This window comes from Actinomadura geliboluensis, assembly GCF_005889745.1.
Classification (GTDB): Bacteria; Actinomycetota; Actinomycetes; order Streptosporangiales; family Streptosporangiaceae; genus Spirillospora; species Spirillospora geliboluensis.
On record NZ_VCKZ01000327.1, the window covers coordinates 1 to 10,221 of the forward strand.

The window sequence follows — 10,221 nt, forward strand, 5'->3', positions numbered from 1 at the left end:
CCGCTGACCCGCGCCCCGCCCCACTTCCCTGACCTGCGAGAACGGGTCGTCGCTCGGTACGGCCGGAGTCTGCGGCCGAAGGAAGTCACGCGGGTAGTGGTCTTCGTCACGTCGCCGCGACCCGGCGCCTTTACGCAGTAAGGTGGCATCGGTTCAGGTCAGGCAGCGCGAAATCGTGTGAACCTGCCCATTCCGGGCACCAGACCGTTCTGGATCGTTCCTCCGCGATCCCCGGGGACGGGCCGTCGTCCCGCGGTCCTGGGAACAATGACCCGGCCGTGCGACGTTCCGTTAAGTGCGTGCGCCACCAGCGAACACACAATCCGCGCCGCACTCACACCGAAGGGAGGGGGGTGTCTCCATGCCGCGAAGCGCCGTCGAGACCCCGCTCACGGAGTCGGCGGGCCCCGCGCTCAACGAGCTCCTCAAGCGGGGCCGCGCCCAAGGGCGCCTCTCGCTCGACGAGGTTCGGGGGGCCTTCGAGGCCGCCGGGATCAGCCCGGCCCAGGGCCGCTCCATCCTGCGCGAGCTGGCCGAATCCGGGATCAGCCTGGCCGGCGAGGCCGACACCGTGCGTAAGCTCGCCGCGGCCGCCGACCACGACGGCGGGGAGACCGCCCAGGCGCCCGCCGGGCCCGCGAAGAAGCGCACCTCCCGCAAGACCGCCAAGGCCGCCGGGCCGGCGCGCCAGAGCGCCAAGGCAGGCGCCGCCGCAGCGGACACCGCGGACGCCCCCGCCGACGGGGGGTTCGAGGTGACCACCGCCGAGGCCGACGCCGACACCGGGGCCGACCTGGACGACCAGTCGACCACCATGGGCGACTCCGTCCACACCTACCTCAAGGCCATCGGGCGCCGCCAGCTGCTCACCGCCGAGCAGGAGGTCGACCTCGCCAAGCGCATCGAGGCCGGGCTCTACGCCGAGCACAAGCTGGAGACCGAGGACCTCTCCCCCGGCGTACGCGCCGACCTGGAATGGGTCGCCGCCGACGGCCGCCGCGCCAAGGCCCACATGCTGGAGGCCAACCTCCGGCTCGTGGTGTCGGTCGCCAAGAAGTACTCCGACCGCGGCCTGTCGCTGCTGGACGTCGTCCAGGAGGGCAACCTCGGCCTGATCCGCGCCGTGGAGAAGTTCGACTACTCCAAGGGGTACAAGTTCTCCACCTACGCGATGTGGTGGATCCGGCAGGCCATCCAGCGCGGCTTCGCCGACTCGGCCCGCACCATCCGGCTGCCCGTGCACGTGCTGGAGATGCTCAGCAAGCTGAGCCGCGTCGAGCGCGACATGCACCAGCGGCTGGGCCGCGAGCCCACGCCGGAGGAGCTCGCCGCCGAGCTGGACAAGAGCCCCGAGCAGGTCCGCGAGCTGCTGCGCACCAGCCGCCAGCCGATCAGCCTGGACTCCACGATCGGCGAGGACGGCGAGACCCGCATCGGCGACCTCATCGAGGACACCGACAGCCCCGAGGCGTCCGAGCTCGTCGACCGGCAGCTCATGGCCGACCAGCTGCGCCGCACCCTCGACATCCTGTCCCCGCGCGAAGCCAAGATCATGGCGATGCGGTTCGGGCTGTACGACGGGACGCCGCGCACCCTGGACGAGATCGGGAAGGCCCTCGGGCTGACCCGCGAGCGGATCCGCCAGTTGGAGAAGGAGTCGCTGTCGAAGCTGCGGCACCCCAGCAACGCCCGCCCGCTGCTGGACTTCGCCGTCTGACCCGTCCTTCCATGGGCGCGTGGGGGCCCGCCGGATCGCACCGTCCGGCGGGCCCCCACGCATGTCCGGCCGGGGTCAGCAGCCCCGGACGGCGAACGCCAGGAACTCGGTGACCTCCCGCTGGTCGAAGTTGTCGTCGGAGGCGGCGACGAGGGTGCACTCCCCCGACTTCAGCCGCGGCCCCCACGCCAGCGCCTCCAGGTTCTGCGTCGGGGACGCGAACGCGCCGAGGTCGGCGACGAACCGCTTGCGCACCGGGCGGAACGGGGCGTCCCCGGCGAGGGAGTCGCGGCGCAGCACGTCGGTCGCGCCCCGCACGTCGAACTCGTACAGCCGGACCTTGTAGCCGACGCCCTCCAGCCAGGACCGCTCCAGCGCCAGGAACCGGTGGCCGCCCACGGCGAGGATCTCCGACACGCCGCTGTCGGTGACGCCGGTGGGCGGGTTCGGCGCGGCCGGGAGCCGGTCGACCGGGTAGGCGTACTGGGCGCGGACGCGCCCGGCGCGGTCCCACAGGGTGAGCCGGGTCAGGGCGCCGTGCCGCACGGTCGGCGGCTCGCCGTCCTCGTAGCGGGGGCCCTCGACCATCGCGGCGATGCCGTGCGGGGTGAACGTCAGCGCCTCGAACCCGAAGTTGCGGCGCGGCCCCCGGTGCTCCTCGGTGAGCCGCAGCGCCGGCGGGACGCGCAGCGCGCCCGCGTGCCGCCCGTCGGTCCGCGCCCAGCTCAGCGACATCTGCGACAGCGGGATGCCCTGGTGGCCCTCGTCGGGCCGGTCGCCCTCGCTGCCCCACAGGACCCGCCGGGTGCGGGGGTCGAAGCGGATCGTCTCGGGGTCGGCCGACCCGGGCTTGCCGAAGCCGGGGTAGGGGTCGCCGCCGGGGCGCCGCAGCGTGACCGCGCCCGTGACCCGCACCCCGGTGAAGTTCCCGGTGGCGAGGTCGATGTCGAGCCGGCCGGTGTAGAAGCGCGCCGGGTCGTAGCGCCACCGGTCGTCGGAGATCAGGTACCAGGTGCCGGTGCGGGGGTCGCGGTCGAGCCCCGAGACGCCGCCGAAGGTGGTGCCGCCGACCTTCATCATGTGCGGGAGGCGCCGCTCCCCCAGGAAGCGCGTGATCCGCAGCTCCGCCGCGCCGGCCCGGGGCGCCGCGCCGCTCGCGGCCTCCGCCCGGGGCCGCCCGTCCGCGAGCGCCGCGCCCGCCACCGCCGCCAGGACGGCGGCCGCCGCTGCGGCTCCCCGCCACATCACCCTGTTCACGTCCACGATCACGCTTACCCTCCGCATCTAAATGAACACGCTTCGTGCGCAAGGGCAAGTATGCTGCAGCGCGGCCTGACGCGGAGGTGACTTCTCAGTCGGCGCGGCGGAACTCCAGGATGGCGACCGCCATCAGGCCGAGGCCCATCCCGAGGACGATGAGGATCTCCAGCCAGACGGGGACCGTCCAGCCGCCCCAGGTGACGCCGGGGTCGAAGGTGCGCAGCAGCCGGTCCGAGACGTCCAGGTGCGCGAACACGACGTGCCGCATCGGGTCGACCGCGTAGGTGAGCGGGTTGAAGCGGGTGAGGACGCTCAGCCAGGTCGGCAGGCCGTTCAGCGGGTACAGCGCGCCCGACAGGAACATCATCGGCATCATCGCCATCTGCATGACGCCGAAGAACGCCTGCATCTGGGTGATCCGCGCCGCCATCATCACGCCGAACCCGGTGAGCGCGAACGCCCCGATGAACATCAGGCCGACCAGCTGCGCCATCAGCACCGGGTCGTAGGGGACGCCGGCCAGCGGCGCGAGCAGCACGATCACCACGCCCTGCAGCGTCGCGACGAGCGCGCCGCCGACGCACTTGCCGATCACGATGGCGCTGCGGCTGACGGGCGCGACCAGCATCTCGCGCAGGAACCCGAACTCGCGGTCCCACACGATCGACCCGGCGGAGAACATCGCGGTGAACATCACCGACATCGCGCACACGCCGGGGTAGATGAAGGTCTTCAGGTCGACGGCGCCGGCCGGGCCGCCGCCGCTGGTCACCAGGTTGGACAGGCCGGTGCCCATGACCAGCAGCCACAGCACCGGCTGGACGAGCCCGGACACCATCCGCAGCTTGTCCCGCCAGAACCGGATCAGCTCCCGGTGCAGGACGATCTTCACGGCGCGCAGGTCCTGCCGCAGGCCGCGCTCGGGCACCCGCACCCGGACGACCTCGGCGGCCGCCGCCGGCTCCGCCGTGCTCCCCATCGTCATCTCCTCGCCGCGCGCATCGCCATCCGCATCCGGTCGCTCCCCGTGGCCTCGGCGTCCCGGATCGTGGACCCGGTGAAGGACATGAACACATCGTCCAGCGACGGCCGCGCCACGTTCACCGAGCGGATCGGGACGCCCAGCTCGGCGAACAGCCGGGGCACGAACGCCTCCCCGGCGGCCACCGAGAAGGTCACCGCGCCCTCCGACACGACGGCGGACAGGCCGAACCGCTCCCGGATCGCGGCGATCGCGGCCGCGTCGTCGGCGGTCTGGATGCGGACCCGGTCCTCGCCGACGCCCGCCTTGAGCGCCTCCGGGGTGTCGAGCGCGACGATCCGCCCGGAGTCCATGATCGCGATGCGCTCGCAGAACTCGGCCTCGTCCATGTAGTGCGTCGTCATGAAGATCGTGATCTCCTCGGCCGCCTGCAGCTGCCGGATGTACTCCCAGATCGACGCCCGGGTCTGCGGGTCCAGGCCGACGGTCGGCTCGTCCAGGAACAGCACCCGCGGCGAGTGCAGCAGGCCGCGCGCGATCTCCAGGCGCCGCTTCATGCCGCCGGAGAAGGTCTGCACCAGGTCGCCGCGCCGGTCCCACAGGTTGACCATCTCCAGCACCTGCCGGATGCGGTCGCCGGTCACCGAGCGCGGCACCCCGTACAGTTCGGCGTGGAAGCGCAGGTTCTGCTCCCCCGACAGGTAGCCGTCGAGGGTGGGGTCCTGGAACACCAGGCCGATGTTGCGGCGCACGCTGTCGCGTTCGGCGGCGACGTCGTACCCGGCCACGCGCGCGTGGCCCGCGGTCGGCCGCAGCAGCGTGCAGAGCATGTTGATCGTGGTGGACTTGCCGGCGCCGTTCGGGCCGAGGAAGCCGAAGATCTCCCCCGGCCGCACGGCGAAGTCGATCCCCCGCACGGCCTCCACCTCGCCGAACCTCTTGATCAGGCCGTCGACCTCGACGGCGGGTCCCCCGTCCGGCATGGGGCCTCCCTCCGCATGGAGCACGCACACCCACCTTTTGGGCCCTCCAACGGTAGGAGTAGCCTATCTCTCACGTCAAGAGAGATAGGTCGTCCCAAGCAATTCCGAGGAGCCGGACGTGACGGACCAGTCCGACCCGATGTTCGAGTCGCCCAGCTACCTGATGTTCGAGATGGTGCGGCTCGTCCGGCGCACCGCCGCCCGCATGCTCCCCGGCCAGCCCCGGCTCCCGCACCTGCTCGTCCTGTGGTGCGTGGCGCGCTCCGGGCCGCTGTCGCAGCGGGCCGTCGCCGAGCGGCTGCGGATGGACGCCGGCGACCTGGTCGGCATCGTGGACGCCCTGGAGGAGGCCGGGCACCTGGAGCGCCGCCGCGACCCCGAGGACCGGCGCCGGTACGCGCTGGAGGTCACCGAGGCCGGGCGGCTGTTCCTCGGCGCGGGCCTGGACGCCCGCGTCCGCCTCAACGAGGCCCTGTTCGCGCCGCTGTCACCGCAGGAGCGCGCGCTGTTCAGGGACATGCTGCTGCGGGTCCTCGCCCACCACGACGACCGGTTCGCCGGTCAGGACGCGGACGCCCGCACCGGCGCCGCCGCCCCCGACCGGGCCTCGTCGTAGCGGCGCAGCACCAGCCGCGCCGCGGCCGGGTGCGCGCCGATCGGCGGCGCCGTGACATCGGCGCCGCAGGCCGCGGCCCGGTCGTGGAACCGGCCCGGGGCCAGCAGGTAGGACGCCACGGCGACCCGGCGGGCCCCGCCGCGGCGCAGGTCCGCCACGACCTCGTCCAGCACGGGCCCGCCGGCGGCGACGAACCCGTGCCGGACGGGCCGGCCCAGCCGCCGCGCCAGCAGCCGGGCGGCCTCCCGGGCGTCGGCGATGCCGGCCGGGTCGGCGGATCCCGCCGCGCCGAGGACGACGGCGTCCGGGCGCGGCGGGATCCGGTCCAGGGACCGGCCGCCGGTCAGGCGGTCGGCGAGGGCGTGCGCCAGCAGCGGGTCCGGGCCGAGCGGCCGGGACGCCACCGCGCCGGGCAGCAGCCGCGCCGCGCGCCCCGGGAAGTCGGCCAGCGCGTGGTGGCCGCGCGCCAGCAGCAGCGGCACCACGACCACCCGGCCGCCGCCGAGCGCGGCGGCGGCGTCCTCCAGCGACGGCTCCGCCAGCTCGCCGTAGGCCTCGGCGACCCGCAGGCCCGGCCGCATCGCGCGGACCCGGGCCAGCAGCGCCCGGACCGCGGCGGGCCCGGCCGGGTCCCGGGTGCCGTGCGCGACGGCCAGCAGCGCCGGCTCAGCCACCGGCGCCCGCCGCGAGCCGGCCGGCGGGCCGCGGATCGCACGCCAGCCGGTAGCCGCGCTTGACGACCGTCTCCACGATCCCCGGGCGGCCGAGCCCGCGGCGCAGCCGCGCCACCGCCATCTCGACCGCGTGCTCGTCGGCCTGCGGGCGCGCGTCCCGGCCCCGGGCCGCGCCGTTGCCGGCCGGGCGGCTCGGCAGCGCGCCGCACAGCTCCGCCCGCGACACCACATGGCCGGGGCGCCGCGCCAGCGCCCGCAGGATCGCCATCGGCGCCGGCGCGATCGGCCGCAGCTGCCCGTCCAGCACGACGGCGTGCCCGCGCAGCTCCAGCGACGCGCCGCGCACCGACAGCCGCCGCGACCGGCGCCGCGGCAGGTCGGTGACCAGCGCCCGCACGAGCGCGCCGAGCCGGGCCCGCTCCGGCTGGACGGTCGGCACGCCGCGGTCGGTGAGCGCCCGCGCGGTGACCGGCCCGACGCACGCCGCCACGACGGGGCCGCGCATGGCCTCCAGCAGGGCGTCCTCCAGCCCGTCCTCGGCGGCGACGGCGAGCGTCGCGGCGACCGCGGGCGCGCTGGTGAAGGTGATCGCGTCGACCGTGCCCGCGACGGCCTGCCCGGCGAGCCGGCGCAGCGGCGTCGGGTCGTCGACGCGCGACCACCGGTACACCGGGACCTCGATCACCTCGGCGCCCGCGGCGCGCAGCGCCCCAGTAAGCTCCGGCTGCCGCTCCCCGTACAGCTGCACGGCGACCCGCGCGCCGGCCAGGTCCCGCGCCAGCAGGTGCGCGGCGACCTCCGCGCAGCCCTCCGACGCCGGCGACCACTCCTCCCGCAGCCCCTCCGACCGGATCGCGCCGCGCGCCTTCGGGCCGCGGGCCACGATCCCCGCCCCGGCGAGGCTCGCGACGAGCGCGTCCCGCAGCCCGTGCCCGTCCGCCGCCTCCAGCCACGCCCGGAACCCGATCCCGGTCGTGACGACCAGGTGGTCGAGCGGGCCGGCGGCGACCGCGCGGGTCGCCTCCAGCAGCTCGGCGTCGTCGGCGAGCGGGACGAGCCGGATGGCGGGCGCGGCCACGACCCGGGCCCCGCGCCGCTGCAGCAGCGTCGCGAGCTCCTCGTGCCGGCGGGCCGCGGTCACCCCGACGGCGAACCCGGCCAGCGGGCCGGTGCGGCCGGCCGCGGCCTCACTGGCGGTGCTCATCGGTGAGCGCCACCTCCACCCGGTCCCCGGCGCGCCGCACCGGGAACGCCGGCAGCGCCACCCGCGGATCGTCCAGGCACGCGCCCGTCCGCAGGTCGAACACCTGCTTGTACATGGGGGAGGCGACCGTCGGCGTCCCGTCGCGGGTGCCGAGGATCCCGCGCGACAGCACGTAGGCGCCGCTGAACGGGTCGAGGTTCGACAGCGCGTACAGGGCGCCGTCGTAGACCCGGAAGACCGCCACCTGGACGCCGTCCACCATCGCGCAGACCCCGCGCTCGGGGATCAGGTCGGCGTAGGAGCAGATGTCGAACCAGCGGGCCGTCCCGCGGCCCGCCGGGTCCCTGGTGATCGTCGCTTCGGGTGTCGTGGTCATGGTCGGAATCCTCCGTTCGGGCGGTTTCGCGGCGGGGTCCCCTTTGTCACCGCCGTGTTAAAAGGCGCTCACGCCCGCGGTGACGCGGACGGCGCAGACCTTGAACTCCGGCATCCGCGACACCGGGTCGAGGGCGGGGTTGGTCAGCAGGTTCACCCGCTCCTCCCCCGCCCAGTGGAACGGGACGAAGACGGTGTCGTCGCGGATCGCGTCGGTGAGCCGCGCCCGGACGGTGACGGTGCCGCGGCGGCTCTCCAGCCGGACCTCGGCTCCGTCCTCGACGCCCAGGCGCGCGGCCAGGTCGGGGTGCAGTTCGGCGAACGGGCCCGGCGCGGCCTCGGCCAGGGCCGGGACGCGCCTGGTCTGCGCGCCCGACTGGTACTGGGCGAGGACCCGCCCGGTCGTGAGGTACACGGGGTGCTCGGCGTCGACGTCCTCGGCGGGGCCGTGGTGCTCGACGGGGACGAACCGGGCACGCCCGTCCGGTGTGGGGAAGCGGTCCAGGAAGGGTCGGGGCGTGCCGGGGTGGTCCGGGGCCGGGCAGGGCCAGAACACCCCGCCCTCGGCCTCGATCCGCGCGTAGCTGATGCCGGCGTAGTCGGCGGCGCCGCCCGCGCTGGCGCGGCGCAGCTCGCCGAACACCTCCTCCGGGTCGCCGCTCCACTCCCCCGGCGCCTTCAGCCGCTCCGCGAGCGCCGCGACGATCTCCAGGTCGGTGCGGGCGCCGGCCGGCGGGCGGACGGCGCGGCGGCGGCGCAGCACCCGGCCCTCCAGGTTCGTCATCGTGCCCGACTCCTCGGCCCACTGCGCGGCGGGCAGCACCACGTCGGCGCGCCGCGCCGTCTCCGACGGCACGAAGTCGGCGACCACCAGGAGGTCCAGGGCGTCGAGCCGGTCCTGCACGTGCGCGGCGCGCGGCGCCGACACCACCGGGTTCGATCCGAACAGCAGCAGCGCCCTCGGGCCGCCCGGGGTGCCGAGCGCCGACAGCAGCTCGTACGCCGACCGGCCCGGGCCCGGCAGGTCGGCCGGGTCGATCCCCCAGACCCGGGCGACGTGCGCGCGGGCCGCCGGGTCGTCGATCCTGCGGTAGCCGGGGAGTTGGTCGGCCTTCTGCCCGTGCTCGCGCCCGCCCTGCCCGTTGCCCTGCCCGGTGATGCACCCGTACCCCGAGCCCTCGCGGCCGGGCAGGCCGAGCGCGAGCGCCAGGTTGATGAAGGCGGTGACGATGTCGGTGCCGCGCGCGTGCTGCTCGGCCCCCCGCCCGGTCAGGACGTGCGCGCGGGGCGCGCGGGCCAGCAGCCGGACGGCCTCCCGCATCGCCGGGACGGGGACGCCGGTGATCCGCTCGACGCGGTCCGGCCAGTAGGCGTTGGCGGCGGTCCGGACGGCCTCGAACCCGGTCGTGCGCACGGCGATGTAGCCGTCGTCGGCGAGCCCCTCGGCGAGCGCGAGGTGCAGCAGCCCGCAGGCCAGCGCGGCGTCGGTGCCGGGCACCGGCTGCAGGTGCAGGTCCGCCTGCCGGGCGGTGGCGGTGCGGCGGGGGTCCACGACGATGAGGGCCCCGCCGCCGTCGCGCATCTCGGCCAGGTGCCGCATGAACGGCGGCATCGTCTCGGCGGGGTTCGCGCCCGCGAGCAGGACGGCGCCGGACGCGGCCAGGTCCGTGACCGGGCCCGGCAGGCCGCGGTCCAGCCCGAACGCCCGGCCGGACGCCGCCGCGGCCGACGACATGCAGAACCGGCCGTTGTAGTCGATCTGGGACGTGCCGAGCGCGACGCGGGCGAACTTGCCGAGCTGGTACGCCTTCTCGTTCGTCAGCCCGCCGCCGCCGAAGACCGCGACGGCGTCCGGGCCGTGCAGCGCGCGGAGCCGGGCGGCCTCGCCGGCGACGCGGTCGAGCGCCTCGTCCCAGCCGCAGGGCCGCAGCGGCGCGCCCTTGCCGCGCCGCATCAGCGGCGTGGTCAGCCGGTCGGGGGCGGTGAGCAGCTCCGCGGCCGTCCAGCCCTTCTGGCACAGCCCGCCGCGGTTGGCGGGCACGTCGTCCCGCGGCGCCACCTGGACGCCGCCGCGCCCGGTCCCGCTGAGCGTCATGCCGCACTGCAGGGCGCAGTACGGGCAGTGCGTCGGAGTCGCGTTCATGCTGCCGAGGCTTGGCGGGCGCCGTTTCGCGGCCGAGTCCCCGATGTGACCCCGGTGTTAAATGCCCTTCACACCCGCGCGCGCCGCGTCCGCCGAGGTCAGCGGCGCGGGGTTCGCGGCGCGGACGCGCCTCGCGGACCCTTGACGAACGCGTGTCAAGCGTTGTCGAACCCTGTCATGCCCTATTCGTCGTATTTTGCCGCGTTATCGAACGGATTCGTGGCGGCCCGGTGATCTCGCGGAGGGATGCGGCCCCCGCCGCCGCCC

Annotated in this window: 9 protein-coding genes; 2 read left to right on the forward strand and 7 right to left on the reverse strand. The window is 75.3% G+C overall.

What is annotated here, in order from left to right; genetic code table 11:
* Window positions 1-361 precede the first annotated feature (361 nt).
* On the forward strand, window positions 362-1,717 hold the full coding sequence (locus ETD96_RS33025) for an RNA polymerase sigma factor (RefSeq protein WP_138640407.1): 1,356 nt from the start codon (window positions 362-364) through the stop codon (window positions 1,715-1,717).
* A 75-nt stretch (window positions 1,718-1,792) separates the two neighbouring features.
* On the opposite strand, the gene ETD96_RS33030 is transcribed toward ETD96_RS33025, so the two are convergent.
* From ETD96_RS33030 to ETD96_RS33040, 3 genes are all read right to left on the reverse strand, one after another.
* Complete coding sequence (locus tag ETD96_RS33030) at window positions 1,793-2,986, reverse strand: esterase-like activity of phytase family protein (RefSeq protein WP_240808400.1); 1,194 nt, start codon at window positions 2,984-2,986, stop codon at window positions 1,793-1,795.
* Between the two features lie 82 nt (window positions 2,987-3,068).
* On the reverse strand, window positions 3,069-3,956 hold the full coding sequence (locus ETD96_RS33035) for an ABC transporter permease (RefSeq protein ID WP_138640408.1): 888 nt from the start codon (window positions 3,954-3,956) through the stop codon (window positions 3,069-3,071).
* Window positions 3,957-3,958: 2 nt separating this feature from the next.
* Complete coding sequence (locus ETD96_RS33040; RefSeq protein ID WP_138640409.1) at window positions 3,959-4,942, reverse strand: ATP-binding cassette domain-containing protein; 984 nt, start codon at window positions 4,940-4,942, stop codon at window positions 3,959-3,961.
* Window positions 4,943-5,060: 118 nt separating this feature from the next.
* Between ETD96_RS33040 and ETD96_RS33045 the strand changes: the two genes are divergently transcribed.
* Window positions 5,061-5,558: a MarR family winged helix-turn-helix transcriptional regulator gene (locus tag ETD96_RS33045; RefSeq protein ID WP_138640410.1), complete on the forward strand. Its 498-nt coding sequence runs from the start codon at window positions 5,061-5,063 to the stop codon at window positions 5,556-5,558.
* On the opposite strand, the gene ETD96_RS33050 is transcribed toward ETD96_RS33045, so the two are convergent.
* The 4 genes from ETD96_RS33050 to ETD96_RS33065 are packed head-to-tail and all read right to left on the reverse strand — an operon-like array spanning window position 5,504 to window position 9,954.
* Window positions 5,504-6,232, reverse strand: a complete 729-nt coding sequence (locus ETD96_RS33050) for a sirohydrochlorin chelatase (RefSeq protein ID WP_240808401.1) — start codon at window positions 6,230-6,232, stop codon at window positions 5,504-5,506. The two genes, ETD96_RS33045 and ETD96_RS33050, sit on opposite strands and share 55 nt — an antisense overlap.
* The gene (locus tag ETD96_RS33055) at window positions 6,225-7,436 is read right to left on the reverse strand and encodes a uroporphyrinogen-III synthase (RefSeq protein ID WP_138640411.1); all 1,212 of its coding nucleotides are present in this window, start codon (window positions 7,434-7,436) and stop codon (window positions 6,225-6,227) included. The genes ETD96_RS33050 and ETD96_RS33055 overlap by 8 nt, the downstream gene beginning before the upstream one ends.
* Window positions 7,420-7,812, reverse strand: coding sequence for a nitrite reductase small subunit NirD (gene nirD, locus ETD96_RS33060; protein WP_138640412.1), 393 nt, complete (start codon window positions 7,810-7,812; stop codon window positions 7,420-7,422). The genes ETD96_RS33055 and nirD overlap by 17 nt, the downstream gene beginning before the upstream one ends.
* A 57-nt stretch (window positions 7,813-7,869) precedes the next feature.
* The gene (locus ETD96_RS33065) at window positions 7,870-9,954 is read right to left on the reverse strand and encodes a molybdopterin oxidoreductase family protein (RefSeq protein ID WP_138640413.1); all 2,085 of its coding nucleotides are present in this window, start codon (window positions 9,952-9,954) and stop codon (window positions 7,870-7,872) included.
* Window positions 9,955-10,221: the final 267 nt, after the last annotated feature.